A 20,576-nucleotide genomic window follows, 5' to 3' on the forward strand; every position below is an offset into this window, starting at 1 on the left:
GAAGTCGGGTAGAAGCCTCCCCCGCTCTCTCGGCTCTCGTCATGAAGAACCCTTGCTAAGCCTCTGAGAGAGCGTCGCAATCCCTGTTTCGCGACGCGACGTTTCACAATGGCGGTGAGACTTATCGGTGGGCCCTCTCTCAGCAAAGTCACTAGGCTTTATCACGGACCGTTTCGGTCGCGGCTTGGGTCTCGGGCGGAGCAGCTTTCGCGTGGACCCCCGCTCTGGAGGTTAGGAGCAACTTCGATCAGGGCGATGCGTCTCGCCCTGCTTTGTGTTGCGTCAACGTGCGGAGGTAAGGGCATGGGCGGCGGCCTCACTGTTTTCAGATGATTGGTCTCTTATGGGGTGATGGTCGTTGGGTCGGAGGAACGCGAAGGAGGGTTCAACGGAGAAGTGAGGGAACTTCTTCATGAGGCAAGAGAAGGGAGCGTTGCCTACAGGGGTGTGGGGAGAGCCGCTTTAAGGGTGACTTCCGGAGGGATGGTGGTAAACGTGGTGACTGACGGGTAGCCAGATATGTTTTTGCATGGCAAAAACCCGTCCCGCGAGGCCCTATCGGGCCGGCGGGACTATCTCTGGCGAACGCAGCGCCGTTCGATCGCGCCGCGGTTCACGACCCTCCTGGGGTGAACCGCGCGTCGCAGCGCCGGATCGTCCGGCCGAAATCACACGACAACGCGCGAACCAACGCGCCGCGTCGTGCGTCGAAGAGGCGCTCCGGCGCGTCTTCTTGCGCTGCGACTTGTACGCAACCCCCGCGGCCGTCCGCTTCGTTCGGACGCTTTGCCGCACCGGCGGACGCGGGCCGCTTCCATGACGGCCCGGTCCCGAAGCTTTTTGCGAAAGGAGCCGCGTGATGGCGCGCCCCCCAAAGATCGCCGAGGAGCGGCGTGAGAACCGGACCGTCCGCTACACCACCGCGGAGTGGTTAATGCTCGCTGAGCGTGGCGCCGAGGCCGGGCTCTCCACCAGCGAGTACGTCCGCGCGGCCTCGCTGTCGGCGCGTGTCGTGAAGGTCGTGCGATCGGGGGGCTGCGACCCGGCCGTCGTGAGCGAGCTGAACCAATTGTCGCTGCAGCTCTCGGCGCTGGGAAACCTCGCCAACCAGGTCGCGCTCTACCTGCACACGGGGCGCCCGATCCCCAAGGATTGGAGTGCGCTACCGGGCGCGATCGAGAAGACGCGGCGAGAAGCCTCCGCGCTGCTCTGCAAGCTGGTGGAGCAGAAATGAACGTCAAGATTGTCACCAAGCAGGGGCGGAGTTTTGCCGGGGCAGCCGCGTATCTTTTGCACGATGAGGGGCGGAATACCTCGGAGCGCGTGGCCTGGACCGACACGCAAGGTCTTGGCACGAAGAACCCCGAGGCGGCGTGGCGGGTGATGGCGGCGACGGCTCTGGACGCCGAGCGTTTGAAGCGGCAGGCGGGGGTCCCCGCCTCCGGGCGCAAGCAGGCGGGCGGGCCGGTGATGCACTTGGTGTTGAGTTGGGCCGAGGGGGAGATCGAGAACTTGTCGGCCGAAGAGATGCGGCGGGCGGCGCGGGAAGCCGTCTCGAAGCTCGGCAAGGACAGCACGAGTTCGAAGAAGGTGAAGAACGGCTACCGGTACTACGGCGACGAGTGCCAGATGCTGATGGTGGCGCACAACGACAAGGCCCACCCGCACGTCCACATCCTTCTCAATCGGGTGCACCCCCTGCACGGGCGGATGCTGCCCGACGGGAACGACCAGCTCAAGCTCTCCAAGTGGGCGCAGAAGTACCAGGAGCGGCACGGTAACGAGCACCTCACGCCGCAGCGGACGCTCAACAACGCGGCGCGCGAGCGCGGCGAGTACGTGAAGGGGGAGCCCCCTACTCCGCGGCATCAGCACGAGGCGATGAAGGGGGTTTCGGAGACGCAGGCCGCGCGGAAGGCGCTGCTGCTGGCGGAGCAGACGCGGCGGGCCGCGGCGATCGCCAAGGAGCAGCGGACGCAGAACCGTCGTGGCAGAGAGGCCTTGGAGAAGTTGCAGCGCGACGTGAGGGTGCGATTGGAAGCGGTCGAGCGGAGTGGGCGGGAGTCGCTGGCGCGAGTTGAGGCTCGGCGTAAGGAGCGGACCGGGCGTGGGCTCTCGGAGGTGCGCGACGCTTACCGGCCCAAGTGGGGCGAGCTTTATCACCAGCTCCGCGCGGAGCTGGCCGGGTTTCGGCAGAACGAGGAGAAGCTCGTGGGGCGCGTGACCAACGCGCTGCGGGCGATCGATTTCGGGGCCTTGGTGGGGGGCGACCGGCAGGCCGAGGACGGCCGGGTTAGCACGTTCCGGGAGGCGTTCGGGGTACTGGCGAGCCGCGGGGCTCGGGAGGCGGCGCTGAAGACGCAGCACGAGCGGCGTGAGGAGGTTTTGCGGCGCGAGCAGAAGGCGCGCGAGCGCGAGGTGCGGGAGAAAGAGACACGGCTCGCCGAGGCTTCGCGGAAGCTGCGGCTGGAGCAGCAGAAGCGGCTGGTTTCGCAGACGCGGCGGGATTATTTGTCGGAGCGGGAGAAGACGCTCGGTGAGCAGCAGAAGGTTCGGGAGGCGACGCGGGGGCGATGGCGGGGGCACCAAGAGGCGTGCCGCGAGGAGTGGCGGCGGTTGGTGAAGGAGCACCCGCGTTCGCAGGGGCCGGCGCAGCCGACGCCGGTTCGGGACGTGGTGGGGACGGGTGATCCGGCGCGGGGGGCGGCGCTGATCGATAGCGAGCGCGAGCGGCGGGAGCGGTTGCGGGCGGAGATCGACGCGCTGCTGGCCAAGGAGAAGGACGGGCGCTCGGGGCGTGGGGATCGGGACGGGATCGAGCGCTAGGAATAGTGAGAGACCTCGCCCCCTCGCCAACAAAGCGGGGGGCGGGCTTCGTAGCGGCTGCGGGGGGCCGGCTCCCCTTGGCGGTGAGAGCCGACCCCCCGAAGCCGACGAAGCGGGAGAGAGAATTGAGGAAGGCCGGGTTCTCGTCGCGATAGATGGCCGCGCTCCCTTCTCGCTGCTTGGGAGAAATGGGGCCTCCAGGCAGTCAATTGCCCGGCTGCAAACCGATGCTCTTCCGGTTCCGCTCGCCTGCCCCTTCCTGCACCGCCGATGTCACCGTTGAGCTTGCCCGACATCGCGCCCAAACCCTTACCTAGTTTACACTTGCGCCAGCAATGCTAGAATCGAAGAGGGCCAGAGACGTCCGAGCCCGCGGGGGGAAGATGGAATGCCAACGGCAAATAGAATCGGCCGCCATAGCAAGGTTCTTTTCGTCGTCTGTCGTCCGTGAGCTTGCACGGTGGGGGGCCTCCCCGACGTTCGCACGGCTTGTTCGCGAATCGGGATTGCTTTGTGACGCTGCCCCACTTGGAACCGTCGGGGATTTGCTCGACCGGGCTTTTCAGCACCTGAAGCAGGCCGAACACCGCCACGAATACGTCTACAAGGCGGCGATTGCCAAGAAGATTCTCCTTGGCATCCACTCCCTGCAAACGGCGTCGATGCTTACCGAGTTCCGCGTCGCCAATTGCAAGGCCGACGTCGTGATCCTGAACGGAACGGCCACCGTCTACGAGATCAAGTCCGAACGAGATAGCCTCACTCGACTGAGAGCGCAGATTGAGGCCTACCTCCGTGTTTTCGCCACAGTGAACGTCATCGTAGGCGAGAACCACGTGGAGAGCGCTTTCGACATTGCGCCCGTGGGCGTTGGCGTGCTTCTCCTAACCAACAGGTACAGCATTTCAGTATTGCGTGAAGGCGTTGAAGACGTGCACCGGACCTGCCCGCACGCTATCTTCGACTCCATTACTCTGCGTGAGGCGGAGTCGATCCTTGCCAACAATGGCGTGCCCATCCCTTCTGTGCCAAACACCCAGCGCTACGGTATGCTCAGGGAGGCGTTCGCGTGTCTCACGCCCGACGCTGCTCACCGCGGCATGGTGAGCACACTAAAGCAGACCAGGAGCTTGCTGTCCCTACAATCGCTTCTTGATAACCTGCCCGAGTCGCTCTACTCGGCCTCTCTCTCCACCCGACTTCGGAAGTCCGATCACGATCGGCTGATACAGGCCGTACAGTCTCCGCTCCAGACTGCCCTGCAATGGGAATAGCGAATTGATGTACTACCCATACTTCCGGGGCAAGCAGTACGAGCTTGTGGCCATCAGGGAATCGACGCCCCTCATGCGCGATGCGGGCTTCACGCCCATAATCGAACCTGTTCGGGAGCAAAAAAGCGGCCTCTTGAAGACACTCGACTACTTGGAGTCCGAAGGGGCGAGATCGATCCTTATCATCAACCCGCAGATAGGTGATCATAGCGGCGACGGCGAAGAGATTTCGGCCTTCCTCAAAGAGAATTGCGAGAGCCACGGCCACATCACAGTCGGCGTCTTGCTGACCGAGGGCATGAAGGCAAGCGACGCGCTCGCTATCTGTAATCGCCAGGATGCCTCCCGTCGACTGGCGTTGATCCACGCGGGGTTCTCGGATGCGAGTGGGCTCGCGCCCTACGTGCGAGACAACGCGACGCGTATTGACGCAAACATCTTCTTGGAGGCGTACTGCGGTAAGCTCTACCAGCGGCACTTCAAGGGGACTGCAACGCCAATCCTGGTCCGTGACGGATGCACCCCGCGACAGAGAAACCGTGACCATCCCGATACGCCCGAGTTCTTTTCGGACCTCCACATCACCTACCCCGATGAAGGAGTCGACGGGTTTGGCGATTTCTTAGTGGTAGGAGGCGCCTACTCCGAGGCAGGAGGGCCAGCCTACACGGTCGCCATTCATCTAACGTTTATCGATGGCGACAACGACGACGCGATGTACATCTGGCACTTCAAGTCAGATCGTCAGGACACTCCGAAGGACCCCGCGGGAAAGTTCCAGGAAGCGGTGGCGAAGCTCGTTGATCAGCTACGGGATCCCAATTCAAAGTTCTGTAAGACGCGGGCTTCGTTAGAGTTCTGCGACTTGCACGACCGAGGCCACTATCCCGGGCTTGGATACGTCAAGAAGCTTGCGATGATGCACCACATCGAGACCCTCGCGAATTACGCAGAGACACATGGGGGCCGGTAGTGATGCTCTGCTGTGGTCGATGCTTCAATGACCGCGGACTGCGCAAGCAGATCATTCCCACCATTTCGACCCAATCGGGAACGTGCCCCACCTGCGGCGCTACGGCACAAGCACTGGTCGATGCGGTCGACCTCATCGATCATTTCGAGAGCCTGTGCGGAATCTACATTCCTTCCGAAGACGGCCCCGTCTTAGTTGATTGGCTCATCGAAGATTGGAATATCTTCGCCGTTGAGCGGTCCCAGGCCCAGTTACTGCTCGTCGAGATTCTCGACGACGGACAGCGAGTAAGACGCCCCGTCACGCCTTCTGCCGACTGCAAATCGGATAGTCTCGAAAGGTGGACGCAGCTTTCCGACGAGCTTCGTAGTCGCAACCGGTTCTTCCCTACCACTCCCTTCGTCCACAAGCGGCTGGAAGAGTTGCTCGCATGGCTAATGCTCGACGAAGACGAGTGGGAGCAGCACTGGTATCGAGCGCGTATCGAGAGCGACGGCGTTCCGTTTCCCGCCGACCAGATGGGCGCTCCCCCCGGACGTCTCGCTTCCCATGGCCGAGCGAACCCCGTGGGGATACCGTATCTCTATCTCGCGTCTACCCCTGAGACTGCGGTCGCCGAAGTTCGCCCCCACCCGGGTCAGAAAGCCTGTGTTGCGGAGTTCAGCATCGCCAACTACTTGCGGGTGGTCGACCTGAGAAACCCGAGGGAATTGGTTTCACCTTTTCTGCTCGGCGACGAGAGTGCTATCGCACTGATGCGGGGCGACATCGCATTCCTGGAGCGATTAGGACGCGAGCTTTCGACTCCAGTTGTTCCGGACGCCGCGGCGATCGATTACATACCGAGCCAGTATCTCTGCGAATTCATCAAGAAGTGCAACTACGCCGGTGTGATCTATGGCAGTTCCGTTGGCGATGGGATGAACCTAGCCCTGTTCCTTCCCGATGAGGCGGCTCCAGGGGACGTCGCTGAATACGTGATTGATGGTGTCCGCGTCTCGATGAGTCCGAGCAATTCAGGGAAGTAGCAGCCCCCCTCTAACCTCGCAGCAATCGCCACCAAGGCTTCGAGAGGAACTCTCGACGCGTCTCTTCTTTAGCTTTAGTGATCGCCTTATCTTCGCGGTCCTCAAGTTGCTTTTCGAGCTTGGCGATGGCTTCACGCCACTCCCCTCCTCCCGAGCGGTTTTCCAGCAGCAGCAACGCCCGGTTGCTCCCCTCCTGGGCGAGCTTGAGGGTCTCCTGCAGGTGATCGATCTGTGCTTGCAGTTGGTCGCGTTCCCGGCGGCGTTCTTCGGCCAGGGTGTTCAGCTTTTCGCGTAGGGTGTGCAGCTCGGTGCGGACACTGCCGGACACGTCGGCCACCTCTTCCGGGGCGTCGTCCCCCTCCTCCCGGCTGAAGTCGCACTCGTCGCCATAGACCCTCATCAGCTCACTAGCGTCGATGACCTTGTTGCCGTCGTCGTCCTCGGTATACGAGAGTTTCCCCTTCTTGATGTGCTTCTGGATCGTCGTGCGGCTCTTGCCGGTGATCCGGTGGGCGGCGGTGATCGAGTACTTGGTGGTTTGCTTGGGGGTGTTCGCTTTCTGGTCGGTCACGGGTGGTCACACTGTTCGCTGTTGTGCGGACAAGCATGCACTAGTGGGCGCACTGGGCGCAAGCGAAAACGCGGCCCCCCTCCTCCTTATCCACAACCGCCCACGCTGTTCAGGGGTGTCCGTTCAGCATTGCATACGATCGCACCCATGCTGTGCGGACCCGTGGGCGCACACTGCCCAAGGGGTGTGCGACTCCCCCACTCCGCTGATCAATGAGGCTTCGTGCGGGTTTGCTGGCGAAGCGCTCGCCGAATGGTCGGGGTATGGTCGCGCCCTCCTCTGCACAGGTGGTCAACGCTGGGCGGGGGGTGTGCGTCCACCCGTGTTCAAGGGTGTGCACAAACCTGGGGACAACCGCGCAAGAATCGTGATACCGTGGTTCCACGAGACGGCCGAATCGGGGCTGTCTGTCTCTTGCAGGGCGCGGGATTCTCCCGTGTCCGCCTCAATACCAACGAAGAAAGAAAGGAGGGCGCCAGCCGAACAAGGCCGCCAGGCCGCCTCGCAGACAACAAAAAACCGCCGTTTCGAGCGGCGGTCTTTGAAGAGGTTCCGGGAAGACTGGGTCACGGAAAGCGATGTAGCAATCCCACCGTATCCGTCTTCGGTTCCCAGCGCAAGCGATTTTTTCGCCGGCGTGCTTTTGCACGTCCGCACTCTAAGGAACCCGCCACGGAGGAGGGCGCACAGCGATGCTATGCAGACACTTCATACATTCACCAATCAACAGCTAAAGAGCCTGGGAGGAGGGGGGCGCGTCGCTTCGGACGCCTTGCGTCACGCCCAAACACTCGCCGACGATTTTCGGGGACTAGAGGAGGGGGCCGACCGCTACGGCCTTCTGCTGTTAGCGAAACGCGCCGGCAAGCTCGCTGGCTTCACGCCGCGGATGCTGACGCTGCTGGAATACTACTTGGCGTTCACACGCGACTGCGACTGGGAGGAGGGGGGCCGGCCCATCGTCTACCAATCGCTCGCCCGTACGTCGCTCGACCTGGGCGTCACTGAGCGGCAAGTGCAGAAACTCGAAGCGGCTCTCTTCGCGGCCGGGGCGATCGCGTGGAACGACTCGGGCAATCACAAGCGTTACGGCCAACGCTGCGCCGATACGGGGCGGATCGTTTACGCCTACGGCGTCGATCTCGGGCCGCTCGCGTCGCTGGCCTCACAGCTCAATGCGATCCTCGAAGAGAAGCGTCGCCACGACGACGCCTGGATGGCGGCCAAGCGCGAAGCGTCTTGGCTCCGCCGACAGGTGCGGGCTCTGTTGGCCGAGTGGTCGCAGCGGGAAGAGGGGGCTTCGATGATGGAGATCGAACGCTTCGCTTCACAGTACGATGCGATCGCCGTTCCGATCCGAACCTCGATGGACCTGAGCTCGCTCGAATCGCTCGTTGCCGAGCATAGAAGCCTCTACAACGCGATCCAAGGCTCGATGGGAGTAGGGGGCCTGGAAATCGAAGAGGGGGCTCAGTGCTGTTCTTCGATCAAAGAAACACCAAGAAGTTCGTCCAGAGACGAACCCAAGGTCGCCCACTACAAATACCCTACTCATTCTTTCATAGAACCCTGTAGTCGGAGCGACGCAAGCTTTCAGGTAAGCGTACGGCGATCCTCCGAGGTCAAGGAGGCGAGTCCGTCCACGGGGCAGTCGTCTCCGGGCCTGGAGCATGTGACGCTAGGCATGGCGTTATCGGCGGCGAGTGAGCGGCTAGCGGCGCACCTGCCGCGGGACCCGGGCTGGGCCGATCTGGTCGAGGCCGCTTACCGCCTCCGCACCGAGCTGGGCGTCTCGCAAGAGAGCTGGGGCGAGGCATGCGTTGTCCTGGGGCGGAGTGGGGCGGCTGTCGCGCTGCTGGTGACGGACCGGGCGGCGCTGCGGAAGGATAACCCGGCTCGGGCGCCGGCGGCTTACTTCCGCGGGCTGGTGAGTAGGGCGGAGCGGGGGGAGCTGCGGCTGCATAGCACTCTGTTCGGGCTGTTAGGCCCTTCCAGGACCGAACGAACCCGCGGTACGGCGGGTCGATGAAATGGCCGCGCTGACACGAAGCCCGCGTACCGATCTCGGAACGCCTCTGCTAGACTGCCTGCCAGCAGCGAGGCGGCGACTCCAGATGCCAGCCGCCCGTAAGTTTGCATCAGGAACACCGAAGGAACGGTAGGCCTCAATGGCTCTCAAGAAGTCCGAACTCTACTCCTCGCTCTGGGCGAGCTGTGACGAGCTGCGGGGCGGAATGGACGCCAGTCAGTACAAGGACTACGTCCTTTCGCTCTTGTTCATCAAGTACGTCAGCGACAAGTACGAGGGGCAGGCGTACGCGCCGATCAAGATCCCCAAGGGCGCTGGCTTCAAGGCGATGAGCAGCCCACGCTGAAGGACCTGATCCTCGGCGGTCCCAGCCTCGACGGGGTTGATCTCCAACGAGACCAGAGCCCCGGCCGGGAGCTGGAACTGTGAGGACCGTAATCGACACGTGCGTGCTTTCGGAGGTCCAGCGGAAGCAAGGTGACGCTCGCGTCAGGGCGCGGTTCGAAGCCCTACCCGCCGAAGACATCTTCTTGAGCGTTCTCACGCTTGTGATCGGCAGCCGAAAAGGGTTCTTGCTCAATCTTGGTGAAGCCAAAGCGCCGGACGTCGTGGTTGATGGCGATTGGAGTAGGGGGAGAGCCATGCATGGGAGCCGAGTGTGCTGGTGGCCGTCGCCGTCGGTTAACGCCCCAAACGACCGAGCGCAAGATGGGCTAGGCCGCGTTGAGAAAGCGGATCCGCAGCAGGTCAAAGCTCGCCCGGCCGTACATTTGGCGTTTGATCGTCTTGAGCCGATTGACGTGCCCTTCAGTTTGGCCGTTGCTCCAAGAAGAAGTGAAGGCCATTCGCACCGCCGCTAGGTCGCGAGTAAGCCCTTGCGCGAATCGGCGTACTTCACGAGGTACCACCTCCCGCAGGGCGCGCTCCAGCCAGCCGTCAAACGCGGCGCCATCCTGATCACGCATGGCTTCAGGGAATGCCCTGGCCAGCTCAATCGCCTTGGACCAGCTTTCGCCCAGTAAGGAGAGTCGATGCAAGACCGCTTCACCTTCGGCCGTTCGATCCTTCGACGGCTGGACGAGAAGCCATGCCAGCTGGTCAGCGGACAGCCGGTTGCTAGCGACGCAGGAGCCCGCGACGACTGCCGCCTTACGGTCGCGAGCTGCGTCCCGCCACGGCGCCACGCGACGCCGAACGGCGTCGTACGAACCGACGTAGCCTAGCGATCGGATTTCGCTGTACAGGGTCTGCGCGACGTGACACCCTTGCTCCCAGCGCTTCTTCAAGTGCTCAAGGAAGGCGTCGGTCAGCCGCGTCCTTGCCGGATCGACCCGCTCGGGAAACGAATCCGCTTCGATAAACTTTCGAACGGTCACCGCGTGGAGGCCAAGGAGGCGGCCGATCTGTCGATTATCGAGCCCTTCACGGCTGAGCCGCCGCGATTCTTCGTAACGCTGCAGACGTAGTTCTCGACGCGCGGTGCTCAGCTCTCCCTTGGTCACTTGGGGAGGTGCTACCGTCGAGACGCCAGAGTGACTGGATGCCGACTCCCCAGCAGCGGCGACTCGCCACTCTCCCGAACATCTTCCCAACCAACGCGCCAAGGCTTCGCGTAGATTGCCCAGCAGATGCCACCGATCGGCGACCTGGATCGCTTCGGGGGCTCCTTCGCTGGCCCCCTGGCGGTAGTACTCCCCCCGGTCCCGACTGATGACCTCTACCCCTGGATGCTTCAAGAGCCAAGCGCTCAGGGACTCTTTGCTCCGCTCAGGAAGGAGATCAACCGGTCGGCGACGAACGAGGTCGCAGAGAATGGTTCCGTAGGTCGATCGCTTGCGAAAAGCGAAGTCATCAACCCCCAGGACGCGCGGGCATGGAGGCGTTTCGGAGCTCCCACGACGCAAGAGGCGGAGCAGGCTATCGCCGCTGGTCACCATGCCGAGGCGATTGGCTAGTCGGGCGCCCGGCAGACCACCGCATGCCATCGCAATCGCTCGCAGGGCTTCCTCCGATCGCATCGTTTGACGAGCGTACGGCTGAGCGACCTTGGGGAGACGCTCGGTGAAGACCCGCTGCTGGCATCCAGCGTTACAGCAGAACAACTTCCGACTGCGCCAGCGAAGCCGAACCTGCAGACCCTGCCAAGGCAGGTCCCTCAACTTGCGGACGTAGTGGCTGTGGACGCGTCGAGAGAGCCCGCCACACGAAGGACAACACGCCGTCGGCTGGCGGCTTTCGACTTCAAGCGTCGCGACCCCCTCGTCAATCTGCACGCTGCGGCAGACCAGCGACTCGGGTTCCGGTAACGAAGCGGCTAAACGCACGACTATCGACTCAACAAAGCCTCGCCTGGCCTGCTATCGAAAACCTGATCCACCTCTTATGAAGGTCTCACCGAGGAGACCGAAGGATGAGCGAGAAGCGTAGGAAGCGGCATTCGCCGGAGCAGATCGTCAAGAAGCTTCGCGACGCGGATGCGATGCTGTCAGCGGGCAAGGATCAAGCGGTGGTGCTGCAGACGCTCGAAGTGAGCGAATCGACGCTGGAGCGTTGGCGTAAGCAGTACGGCTGAAGAAGCTGGAGGAAGAGAATAAGCGGCTGAAGCAGCTGGTGGCGGACCTGTCGCTGGACAACCAGATGCTCAAGCATCTGCAGGAGGGAAACTGGTGAGCCCTTCCCGGAAGCGTGCGGCGGTCGAGGAGCTCAAGCGAGCGTTCTCGGCGTCCGAGCGAAGGGCGTGCAAGGCGATCGGCCAGCCGCGTTCGAGTCAGCGGTACCGGGTGAAGCCGCGTGGCGACGAGCCACGCCTGATTCAGCGGATGCTGGAGTTGGTGCGGAGGCGCCCGCGGTTCGGGTACCGGCGGATCGCGGCGTTGTTGCGGGCTGAGGGCTTCGGTGCGAGCGAGTCGCGTGTTCTTCGGCTGTGGCGAAAGGAGGGCCTGAAAGTGCCTCGTAAGAAGCGGAAACGGCGTCGGCTGGGCGTGGCGGAGAACGGTTGTGACCGGCGCCGTGCGACGTACCGCAGCCACGTCTGGACTTGGGACTTCGTGTTCGACAAGACGACGCTCGGGAGCCCGCTGAAGTGGCTGTCGATCGTCGATGAGCACACACGCGAGTGCCTGGCTCTGAAGTGCGACCGGAGCATCACGAGCGAGGACGTGATCGACACGCTGGCGGAGCTCTTCGCGATGCACGGCGTTCCGGAGCACATCCGCAGCGACAACGGCAGCGAGTTCACCGCGAAGGCGATCCGGGGATGGCTGGAGCAGCTAGGCGTTGGGACGCTGTACATCGAGCCGGGGAGCCCTTGGCAGAACGGCTACGCGGAGAGCTCCCACAGCCGGCTGCGTGACGAGTTCTTGGCGGTCGAGCAGTTCGAGTCGCTCGCCGCGGCTAGGAAGCTCACGGTCGCCTGGAAAGAGGACTACAACCACCACCGGCCGCACAGCTCGCTGGGGTACGTCACCCCGGCCGAGTTCGCGGCCCGCTGCCCTTCCTCCGCTTCGAAGGCTGCTTCGGCTACGCCTCAGCAGCCTTCTCCGCTACGGCAGGGCAGCGGCTTTACCCAACCCGCACCTTCATAGCGGGTGGTACAAGAATTCGAGGCTGGTCACGCCGTGCTTGGCGTCTCGGACAGAACCTCTATGGCGATTCCTCTACGCAAACTGGGCCGAAGCGTTCACCAAGATTGAGCAAGAACCCTTTTCGACTGCCGATCACAAGCAGCGACTGCCAAACCTCATCAAGAATTCCTTCGGCTTGCCATTCGCCCAGCCTTCGCCAACAGGTGCTGGGGGAGGGGTATCTCTCGGGAAGGTGCCGCCAACGAGCCCCGCTGCTAAGCATCCACAGAACAACTTCCAGGCAGGCACGGTTGTCCTCTCGTGGGCGGCCCCCCCTTGCGTCCCACCTCGGGCCGACGGCACAGCGGCTCGATCCTCGCCCACTGCTCGTCGGTGATCTCAACACTCGGTCGTCTCGCCATGACAGCCTCCTTTCAGAGACCTTCGTAACGTAACTCCCGACGTGGCGAAACCTTAGGTCACGCAGATTTTGAAACGAGTTCTAATCGTAAGCGCGCGTCAAACGTCGTCTGAATCGGCCTGTGCGTCCAATAAGTGCTCTTTAAGCGCGAAGTACTACCCCATTCATCCAATTTTAATGTCTCTTCTTGTTCACGGTTCGAGTGGCCCCTCCTCAGCTACAAATCGGACGGAGCCGTCGCCATAGGCCACGTTACAACCGTTTGGGTGTGGGCCGCCAAACCCGCCATTGCCGCCGCTGCGGTCCCCGGTCGGAGCATTCGAGACGGTGCGACGGACGTCCTCACAATCGCCCGTATACATACTGAGCCGGTCGCCGGCACTTTCACCTGTCGCGTAGTCCCTTTGATTGAGCCCCTTCTCAGCTGTAAGTAAAGTCTTGCTCATCCCCTTGTCAAGCAGGACCTCCGCTACGATGACTTCCGACCTTTTGTAGGAGAGGGTAAAGTTGATTGCGTAGTCGGACTTAGCCACCTCCGGTGGCGGATCGACGTTTTTGAGCGGCAGTGGGCCGCGGTACGGGTAAATCTCCGACTTTCGCCGCGATGGGCAGTTAAGGACCTCAAGTGGCGTCATCATCAATTGTTTAAGTGATTGCTTCTTCTCATCAGTTGATTGACCACTCCCGAGGTCGCGTAATGCTGCCTGCTCAACAAACGGCAGGACGTTGTATATCCACCCTCCCGGCTGCCTCGGCCCGAACCCTAAATCGGGGTCGCCCACCCACTCCTCGCCCCACCCACCCGTAGGAAAATGCTGATACGCGTCGATATGAAGTTTAGCGGCGAGCGCCTGTTGCCGGAGATTATTGACGCATGAACTTCGACGAGAGGCCTCTCGCGCCATTTGGACTGCGGGGAGTGCAATCGCCAATAAAGTTCCGATTATCGCAATTACCACACAAATCTCAATTAGTGTGAAGCCCGGTGGAGGGCATGTCCCGAAGGACGATGCAACGACGCGGTCACTGGTCGCCGCTTTCGACCGTCGTCGGCTATAGCGTGCGATGCACCACAGGGCCCTTAGGCCGTCGTGAAAGCCAACTTTCTTGCCTTCCTGGTAACTACGTGGCTGGTAGCCGACTGGCTTCTCAATGATGCGCCACCCCGCCGCGGCCACTTTGGCGGTCAACTCAGGCTCGACACCAAAGCGGTCTTCTTCGATCGTGATTCCTTCAATAACTTCTCGCCTAAACGCCTTGCACCCCGTCTCCATATCGGTGAGTCGCAGACCAGTCATTCGGTTTGAGAGCCACGTAAGTGCCCAGTTCGCTACCTTATAGACGCAATGACTGCCTTCGTAACGGCTTCCCAACTCGCGCGAGCCATAGACGACATCTGCCTCGCCATCGAGGATGGGTCTGGCAATCTCAGGGAGAGCTTCAGGAGAGTATTCAAGATCCGCGTCCTGAACGATGATCACTTGCCCGGTACAGGCGGAGAACCCCGAACGTAGCGCGGCGCCTTTGCCGCGATTCTCAGCATGACGGAGCATACGAACGCGTTGCTCCGTCGCGAATTGACTAATTACTTGCCGGGTTTTATCGTCCGATCCATCGTCGATGAGGACGACTTCGTCAACCATCGCCAACTTGAGTAGCTGGCTTACGACCTCTGCGACCGTGCGGTGTTCATTGTACACTGGCACGACAACTGATAGTAATCTGCTGCGCGAGATGGTGTTCTCCACCTCTAAAGTCCGGACTGAGACAGTAACAGTCACAGCTTCGCCTCCTCGTCGAGAAGCAGCTCGCTATCGACCGATACCACCACTCCGTCATTGATGATGATCTCAACTGGGGTGTGGACAAACCAATCTCTATCGTCGGGCAGCCGCGCAAATCCTCGATTAAAACCATCTTTTGCAGTCCCTTTGGGAAACGGGGGCGTCTCGACGAGCAGCACGCGTTCTCCTCGAATCAGCCGTCTCTCATAACCAGGCATCACCCGTTGGCAGTCTGAACAGCCATGGTGATGCATGAGCACTACCCATACACCGGACGCCAATTCCGGCTTTCCCTCCAGAACTTCGAGCAGCGGCAACTTCTTGCCAACCCAGGTTTCGGGCTCCAGCAGTACAAACTTATCCACAGACTCTACGGCTACGCCATGGACTGGAGCCAACTTCGACATAGCAAAGCCTAACGGGACGCCCATTAAGGTGATTACAACAACTACTAAGCGGACTCGCTTCCATGCCGAGTAGAAAAGCCGGCCTCCCCCCCTCCGAGTGGCTAGCAGGGCGGCAACCGCGAGCAGATCGATAAGCAAAATCACACGCGGATCGACGACAGCGGCCCCGAAGCAACCACAAGACTCCTCCCCACTAAGCACACTCCGCATTGCTATCAAAGCAAACACGGTAAAAACCAGCATAGCGGCATCGTGGACAAAACACCGCCAGAGCCCTGAGGCCAGAATGACGCCGAATGCCAACTCGGCTTGCACGATCAGCAGCCTTCCCACGAACGGCATTCCGTCAAAGACTGCCCTCGCAGATTCTCCAGGTGAAAGCCCCTTGGTGATCGCCGCGATTACCATCAGGGCCGCGAGGACACTCCGAACGTAGCAATCAGGCGCAATCCGGGCCCAGCGAATGCGTCGATAATCGGCACTCATGTCACCTCTTCTTCTTCCAGCCTGACGAGCAATTCCTTCCAACCCCTTGAGTTCCGAAAACCAATGACCCGCATCAAGATGGCACCAAGCACTGCCAACACTACAATCGATACTTGCAAGACCGCTTGGTCCGAAGTGACAGGCGCGCCAATAATGACGTAAAGCAACGGCGCCAGACCAACAACAACCCAACAAACAAACTCAATCGCGGGCGCAATCTGCCACAGCGGGATTGGCTTACTAGACCCTTCATCGGGAAGCTGAGACAGCATCACACTTGAGTCTCGGTCAGAACTGGGACGGATTCGGAAACAAACGGAAGTATGGCAAAATACACACTTCACAAGAGCGGGACTCGAAGCGTTGAGACAGATAGATTGCCTAACTTCAGTTGAATGTAATCACCATCTTCGCGTACGTAGTCGCCCCTAACCTCGACTTCGATCCGATGGACGTCTGACTCAACTACCTCACGCGGAATATTCGCCGTTACACCGGCCGGCGAGCTCGCAGACACAATTGTAAACGGAACCCCACCCACACTAGTTAACCTTAACGCGTACCTCGATGCATCAAATCCACTCCGAAGCGCCTTCTGCAAGTGGAGAGTGCTTGGCAACACCTCCACATCTCCAACGACGCGCCCATTCACCGGAATTGTCAGCAATGCCTTGCCGGAACGGCTATCTACAACCCGTGCCCCAGAAGCAAAGGCGCCGAGTGGCAGTGACTTGTCGACAATGAACAAGTAGGTCGCACTACGACCGTCAACCGGCAGTGAACGAACCCTCAACCCATCTAAGTGCACATGTGCCCGACATTCTTCCAAATCAACTTCATCAGACACACTATGGATTGCAATCTGCCTACTTACCGAGCGTCCATAAGGTATATCGCCGAAATCCACTGAGGCGGGAACAGCTACTACATCCCCAACAACTTTGCCGTGAATGGAAAATAATGTTACGCTTGTCCTATGGCCGGCTTCACCAGAAATTAGCAACTTAGTAGACACTTCTGTATTACGGCTAGATCCGTCCACAAGGACTTTGAAGAAGTGCTTTGTATTCGCAGGGATTATAGCACCAACTTCCAACTCGGCCGTCGTGCACTGACACGAAGTCTTAATATCTACTATTCTTAAGGGCGTATCAAAAACGTTTTCTACAGCTGCCTGCACCTCCTTAGTACTGCCGGGCGCAATTATACCCAAATCAAGCTCGATCTCCTTCTGCACTGACGATGGTGCGACGCCACTGTCGCACCCAGCGACGTAAACTATTGCAAGAAGTGGCGCCATGCGGACCCATCGCGAAGCGCCTCGCAATTGAGACAATGACACAGCGACAGCGGTTGCCACAATTGCAACGCTAAAAATTCCCCAAATGAGCGCGGACGAATCTGTAGATAGATGCTCCTTTGAAGCCGCTAGGTACGCTCCAGTCAAACGCCCTTCGAGCATCGAAGGGGCAATAGAATGGAATTTGGGCACATCTCGTCCGTGCTGCTGCGCTGGGTCATAAATCACTACACTGCCGTCACGGCTGTTGATCCCTACTATGGCTATATAATGACCGCTGCCGTTCATTAGTGCATGCGCTATGAGAGGACAACGCATGTCGAGCGCCTCGCCAAGCGACGCTTTAAATGCTAATGATTGCAGACCCGCTGCAGCCAGCCAATCCTGAAGCTGCTTCATTGACAACGACGTGTCAGATTCCCACCCAAGAGAAGCCGAAGCGTCGATTGAGTGGCCGAGCCTGCTAGACACCAATCTTAGACAGTCCAATCCACAGGACGATTCCGCGGTAGGATGCGCTTTAGCACCCGCCATGGATGCAACCAGAATAACGCCGAGCAAGATGGAAAGCATGCGGCAGCGTTCTAAATAAAGCATATTCACAATCGTCTCGCAAACCTCACGCAAGGCATTTCGACAAGGGCGAAGCTACGCTACAAGCACCAACCACAGAAGCCCAATTGCAGCAGAATGGCTCGCGGTTACCGTGCCCGGTAACTAGATCGGGGAATCGAAGCATGAGGTGTACAGAGTTTAAGTCGCACGCGAGACGAAGAGTATATCGCAATCCGCACAATCCCAACCCTTGCCATTGCCTTACATATAAATACGTCAGGCCAGTTATCTACGAATGCGCTGAACAATCAATGCCGTCGAGGATAGCAATAACACACCCACTGTCACATACAACAACAGCATCCGAATGCGACCAGGGTCGCGGGGCTCTACCGCTTCAAGATCGACGGCACCGGGATCTGGAATAAGTGGCGGAAGTTTCGTCGGATCTTCAGTGTGTAACTTGACAAGTGTTGGCAGGCTTTTAGAATCTACGCCCTCTTTAGGAGCCCGCAGCCGCACGTTGCTCCGGTTGTCGTACACTAGCGAATAGGGGCCGGCCTTGAACTGAAAAGTGTCATCAGAGAAATTGGGGTCGTTTATTCGAATGTTACTTGCACTGTACATCCAGCTAAACACCTTAACACCTGATTCAGGATGGTCAACGGATACGCTTCCAACGGAAGGGACCAAAATCCCGCCGGAAATAAAGTGCTTATCGACCGTGTAGATCTCGCGTACACCCTTCGCAGAAATGCGTTCAATAGAGCGAATAACTCCATCCTTTGGACTTTCGAAGACGATCTTTATAGCTCCAGACACGCCTGGCGTGCTCGATGGCAACCGGATAGTAGTAATACCACCGGAGGATTGAAGCTCGATCGGCAACGTTTCCAACGCACTCAGATCAACGCTCTTAAGCGCACTCAACAAGAACCGATCAACCAACATAGGCCAATGCGGTAAACGATTTTTGACTACATCCTTTCCATCGGGACCGAGGCCAGTGTGTATTGCTGTGGTTTCAAGACCCATTTCGGCAGGTATGCCTTCTAAGACCTGATCGTTTCCTTTGTGCGCATGCTTAGGAATATCATACATGATCGTCGTAAGATACGATGTTCCGCCGTCAAACAGATCGATGTAATCCTGCTGCGGATCAGCACCACCTCGCACTGACCTGGTGACAGACGACAGAAAGCGTCCAAATTCGTCGGCAGACCTGTGTTGCATATAATCCACAGTTCGGCCTTCACTTTCGTAGATCCACTCAATGTCAGCCGTCAGGTTGCGAAATCCTTCAAATCTCTCCGTGCAACGTTTGAGAAGTCGACTTAGCTCATCGTGGACGGTAACTTCCGCCTCTGCGTATGGCAGGAATGCGACTAATGACGCCACGATGAGCATGGTTCGCATACCCAGGCTTACATAACGCAAGGTCAGCATTCCAGCACCTTTGCAGAGATACAAAATCATAGTTCGGATACTGTTTACAAAGGACCAGACAGACCTTTGATCATATTGCTATATCTAAACGGGGCAACCGGCCGTACAAAGTGAGTGCATCCTTTAATTCCGACGGTGTAGACACAACCTAAATGAATCCGACAGACTTGCGTAAGCGCAACCGGTATGCGCGTTGCTATTGCGCCCCCGGACGCAATGTACTTAGCTTCTGCAGCAATTGCAATTGTCTAGCACCGCAGATGGGAACGCGCGACGGCATGCCAGCTAGAAGATTTCGGGGAATCCTTGGCGCGACACCGCATTCATACATCAAGCTGTCGAATAGCAAACGCCCTAACCGTGGGGCCGAAAGGCCGTGCAAGCGCGAAACAACATTGGTAGGCTTGAATGTGTAATGTAGTTTTGCCAAATGCAATCTTGTTGATTCTCGGCGTATACCCATAGCCTGCGGAAGTGGAATGCATGTGACGAATACAGTCGCACGCCAAGGCGAATAGGGAGCGGCCGCGAGGCAAAATATTAATGACAGACGGAGCAGTTTAACTCTTTGCTCTTGCGCCGCACAACGAACCCGAAGGTAACGGAGCAACGCGCAGTATGCACAGGGCCACGCTCCGATTCAGACCGAGCCAGAGAGTTAACGCGCAAAATACATTGGGCATCTTACGTTCTTTCATGCTTACGCATTACCCGTAGACTCTACGCGCACCGCATTCGCGCAGACAATCAACAAGCGTTCTGCGAGGGCAGCATGCACCATTGATAGAGCAGCTTAACTAAGCTCGAATCAGCCCAGCGCTACGAACGTAATACGTTGGCTCGCAAGACATCAATAGATCGGGCACACCCCAGTTACAAATAACTCCGAATCTTCATTGACGGTATTCCATTCACCGCAAGTGCCGTCGCATCCCGCTTCGGTGCATGGCCTGCTTCTGAAGCACAACATGGGGATATAGTGGTCACAGAAACTCCACCCCTTTGGCCAGAACTCGCAAGTCGGACGAGTTATGTTCCCCCATTCAATTTCCAGCCAGCAGGGCACTCCCATCGGACAATTATCGCCGTCGTCCTCCTCGCATGAACTCGTACCGCCACAAAGGGACTCGTCCGGACCCTTCTTGTAACAGTTTGGCACGGAACCATTAACTGAATCGAGCTCCGAGGCGCTCATAAGCGTTACAGACGGAAACGCCAGCAGCATTTGCGCGAATAGCAAAGTCGCAGAGGAAAGCGTCCAAAAAGCGGGCGATGCAAGAACCTTCATAAAAATCGATTCCGGTAGGCTGGCGATTAATAGGATGTTGCGGCAAGCGACCAGCGACTTGACAAGCAGTCACGACTCAAGTCAAATCGCCTTTGCCTGCGTGATCAATCCCGAGGGTTTTCGCAAAATAATGGAATCGTGACGCGACGTCAAGCGTACGACACACAAAAGAGGCCACTTCTGCTCTTCTCGGGATTGCTGCGCTTCATGCAGGTTCATGTGCATCGACGTCAATTGAACTACTGCTAGTTAGCGATCCAATCTCGCTCGGTTTACCACGGAGATGCTCAGAAGATGACTGCGTCCCTCTTAAGGAAGAGACGGATTCGCGAGCTCTCGAACTTCCGGCTATCGAACCGTCCAGAGATCATCTTTTACCGTACCGACTTACGACATATTTCAATAGGCACTTTATGGTGTTCCGCAGGCCCGATAGGAAGCAAAGGCCCCTAACACTTCACAAAAACGTGCCGTCGAGGAGGTGAGTCGGCGAGTCGGCCCTTCTCAGATGCTCGGACCCGTAAAGCTAGACGCTTGTTCGATTGACCCTACTTCCTGCACCCCACGCCAATGCAGGGAAGGTATTTCCCCCGGGATATCACGCGCCTTAGCACTAGAGAGCGAG

At 59.1% G+C, this 20,576-nt stretch carries 15 protein-coding genes and 1 pseudogene; 8 read left to right on the forward strand and 8 right to left on the reverse strand.

Translation table 11 applies throughout. From position 1 onward, the window contains the following. The first annotated feature begins 859 nt into the window (after positions 1-859). The 5 genes from Spa11_RS00265 to Spa11_RS00285 all read left to right on the forward strand — a co-directional run bounded on the left by Spa11_RS00265 (position 860) and on the right by Spa11_RS00285 (position 6,101). Positions 860-1,234 (forward strand): plasmid mobilization protein, encoded by a 375-nt coding sequence (locus Spa11_RS00265; RefSeq protein ID WP_145105193.1) that lies wholly within the window; start codon positions 860-862, stop codon positions 1,232-1,234. After that, positions 1,231-2,826, forward strand: coding sequence for a relaxase/mobilization nuclease domain-containing protein (locus Spa11_RS00270; protein WP_145105196.1), 1,596 nt, complete (start codon positions 1,231-1,233; stop codon positions 2,824-2,826). The genes Spa11_RS00265 and Spa11_RS00270 overlap by 4 nt, the downstream gene beginning before the upstream one ends. A 545-nt stretch (positions 2,827-3,371) precedes the next feature. Continuing rightward, positions 3,372-4,100: a sce7726 family protein gene (locus Spa11_RS00275; RefSeq protein WP_197529618.1), complete on the forward strand. Its 729-nt coding sequence runs from the start codon at positions 3,372-3,374 to the stop codon at positions 4,098-4,100. A gap of 7 nt (positions 4,101-4,107) precedes the next feature. Beyond that, positions 4,108-5,073 carry a sce7725 family protein gene (locus tag Spa11_RS00280; protein WP_145105200.1) on the forward strand — a complete coding sequence of 322 codons (966 nt, stop codon included), beginning with the start codon at positions 4,108-4,110 and terminating at the stop codon, positions 5,071-5,073. A gap of 2 nt (positions 5,074-5,075) precedes the next feature. Continuing rightward, the gene (locus Spa11_RS00285) at positions 5,076-6,101 is read left to right on the forward strand and encodes an RES family NAD+ phosphorylase (protein WP_145116860.1); all 1,026 of its coding nucleotides are present in this window, start codon (positions 5,076-5,078) and stop codon (positions 6,099-6,101) included. 10 nt (positions 6,102-6,111) lie between these two features. On the opposite strand, the gene Spa11_RS00290 is transcribed toward Spa11_RS00285, so the two are convergent. Next, positions 6,112-6,672, reverse strand: coding sequence for a hypothetical protein (locus tag Spa11_RS00290; RefSeq protein WP_197529620.1), 561 nt, complete (start codon positions 6,670-6,672; stop codon positions 6,112-6,114). Positions 6,673-7,369: 697 nt separating this feature from the next. Here Spa11_RS00290 and repC point away from each other — a divergent pair. Together repC and Spa11_RS00300 are read left to right on the forward strand one after the other, a co-directional pair. Next, entirely contained in the window at positions 7,370-8,701 is a 1,332-nt protein-coding gene (gene repC / locus Spa11_RS22685) for a plasmid replication protein RepC (protein WP_197529621.1), read from the forward strand. A 139-nt stretch (positions 8,702-8,840) separates the two neighbouring features. After that, a complete protein-coding gene (locus tag Spa11_RS00300; RefSeq protein ID WP_231933091.1) occupies positions 8,841-9,047 on the forward strand; it encodes a type I restriction-modification system subunit M N-terminal domain-containing protein in 207 nt (68 codons plus the stop codon). A gap of 367 nt (positions 9,048-9,414) precedes the next feature. On the opposite strand, the gene Spa11_RS00305 is transcribed toward Spa11_RS00300, so the two are convergent. Continuing rightward, positions 9,415-11,025 (reverse strand): ISL3 family transposase, encoded by a 1,611-nt coding sequence (locus Spa11_RS00305; RefSeq protein ID WP_197529622.1) that lies wholly within the window; start codon positions 11,023-11,025, stop codon positions 9,415-9,417. 86 nt (positions 11,026-11,111) lie between these two features. Here Spa11_RS00305 and Spa11_RS00310 point away from each other — a divergent pair. After that, positions 11,112-12,174, forward strand: a pseudogene (locus Spa11_RS00310) (IS3 family transposase); the annotation flags it as partial. A 169-nt stretch (positions 12,175-12,343) separates the two neighbouring features. Here Spa11_RS00310 and Spa11_RS23520 read toward each other — a convergent pair. From Spa11_RS23520 to Spa11_RS00340, 6 genes are all read right to left on the reverse strand, one after another. Then, entirely contained in the window at positions 12,344-12,670 is a 327-nt protein-coding gene (locus Spa11_RS23520; protein ID WP_391503298.1) for a transposase, read from the reverse strand. 206 nt (positions 12,671-12,876) lie between these two features. Further along, complete coding sequence (locus Spa11_RS23425) at positions 12,877-14,466, reverse strand: glycosyltransferase (RefSeq protein ID WP_145105212.1); 1,590 nt, start codon at positions 14,464-14,466, stop codon at positions 12,877-12,879. After that, a complete protein-coding gene (locus Spa11_RS00325; RefSeq protein ID WP_145105215.1) occupies positions 14,463-15,362 on the reverse strand; it encodes a MauE/DoxX family redox-associated membrane protein in 900 nt (299 codons plus the stop codon). Before Spa11_RS00325 ends, Spa11_RS23425 begins: the two co-directional genes overlap by 4 nt. Continuing rightward, complete coding sequence (locus Spa11_RS00330; protein ID WP_145105218.1) at positions 15,359-15,637, reverse strand: hypothetical protein; 279 nt, start codon at positions 15,635-15,637, stop codon at positions 15,359-15,361. Before Spa11_RS00330 ends, Spa11_RS00325 begins: the two co-directional genes overlap by 4 nt. Positions 15,638-15,702: 65 nt before the next feature. Beyond that, positions 15,703-17,259, reverse strand: a complete 1,557-nt coding sequence (locus tag Spa11_RS00335) for a cysteine peptidase family C39 domain-containing protein (RefSeq protein ID WP_315851349.1) — start codon at positions 17,257-17,259, stop codon at positions 15,703-15,705. Positions 17,260-17,502: 243 nt separating this feature from the next. Beyond that, complete coding sequence (locus tag Spa11_RS00340) at positions 17,503-18,663, reverse strand: hypothetical protein (protein ID WP_231933092.1); 1,161 nt, start codon at positions 18,661-18,663, stop codon at positions 17,503-17,505. Positions 18,664-20,576 lie beyond the last annotated feature (1,913 nt).

The sequence above is a fragment of the Botrimarina mediterranea genome, from assembly GCF_007753265.1.
Classification (GTDB): Bacteria; Planctomycetota; Planctomycetia; order Pirellulales; family Lacipirellulaceae; genus Botrimarina; species Botrimarina mediterranea.

What these genes read in the sequence shown, in the direction of transcription:
- Spa11_RS00265 (WP_145105193.1), top strand. Translation starts at nt 860, where the DNA reads ATGGCGCGCCCCCCAAAGATCGCCGAGGAGCGGCGTGAGAACCGGACC.
- Spa11_RS00270 (WP_145105196.1), top strand. Translation starts at nt 1,231, where the DNA reads ATGAACGTCAAGATTGTCACCAAGCAGGGGCGGAGTTTTGCCGGGGCA.
- Spa11_RS00280 (WP_145105200.1), top strand. Translation starts at nt 4,108, where the DNA reads ATGTACTACCCATACTTCCGGGGCAAGCAGTACGAGCTTGTGGCCATC.
- Spa11_RS00285 (WP_145116860.1), top strand. Translation starts at nt 5,076, where the DNA reads ATGCTCTGCTGTGGTCGATGCTTCAATGACCGCGGACTGCGCAAGCAG.
- repC (WP_197529621.1), top strand. Translation starts at nt 7,370, where the DNA reads ATGCAGACACTTCATACATTCACCAATCAACAGCTAAAGAGCCTGGGA.
- Spa11_RS00300 (WP_231933091.1), top strand. Translation starts at nt 8,841, where the DNA reads ATGGCTCTCAAGAAGTCCGAACTCTACTCCTCGCTCTGGGCGAGCTGT.
- Spa11_RS00325 (WP_145105215.1), bottom strand. Translation starts at nt 15,362, where the DNA reads ATGAGTGCCGATTATCGACGCATTCGCTGGGCCCGGATTGCGCCTGAT.
- Spa11_RS00335 (WP_315851349.1), bottom strand. Translation starts at nt 17,259, where the DNA reads ATGCTTTATTTAGAACGCTGCCGCATGCTTTCCATCTTGCTCGGCGTT.
- Spa11_RS00340 (WP_231933092.1), bottom strand. Translation starts at nt 18,663, where the DNA reads ATGCTGACCTTGCGTTATGTAAGCCTGGGTATGCGAACCATGCTCATC.